This window comes from Weizmannia acidilactici, assembly GCF_008974185.1.
In the GTDB taxonomy this organism is placed as follows: Bacteria; Bacillota; Bacilli; order Bacillales; family Bacillaceae_C; genus Weizmannia; species Weizmannia acidilactici.
The window spans coordinates 1-393 of record NZ_BKZP01000112.1 but is presented as its reverse complement, the minus strand read 5'-3'; the positions used below and the strand labels follow the sequence as shown (position 1 = coordinate 393).

The following is a 393-nucleotide window of genomic DNA, read 5'->3' as shown; positions in this document are numbered from 1 at the left end:
AGGGGAAATTCGCATTATCCTCTGGATGAATGGTTAGGGTTGGAGCCGTACCAGCGATATAGCCCGTTGGTAGAATTAAAAGTGGCGGAGCTGGCCAGTGAAAGTACCTATCAGAAGACAGCTGATATTTTAAAGGAATGGACGGCAGTGAGTCTTACCCGGACTACTGTAGGGAACATGGTAAAACGTGTGGGGAAAGCCCAGGCGGAAGCCGATCAGGCGCTTGTAGAGGAGCTTGAAACGGCTTTTCTGCCAGAGGGAAAGAAAGTGGAATACCTGTTTGCAGAAGCTGACGGCGTATTCATCCGGGGATTGAAAAAGAAACAGAGTATGGAAGTTCACCATGCCATTCTTTATGAAGGGTGGGAAACCAATGGCAAAAGGGTTCCCTGT

1 protein-coding gene is annotated in these 393 nt (G+C 48.6%); it reads left to right on the top strand.

Going from position 1 to position 393, the window contains the following annotated elements:
• On the top strand, positions 1-393 hold a 393-nt coding region (locus BpJC4_RS15935; protein WP_172968390.1), incomplete at both ends, for a UPF0236 family transposase-like protein.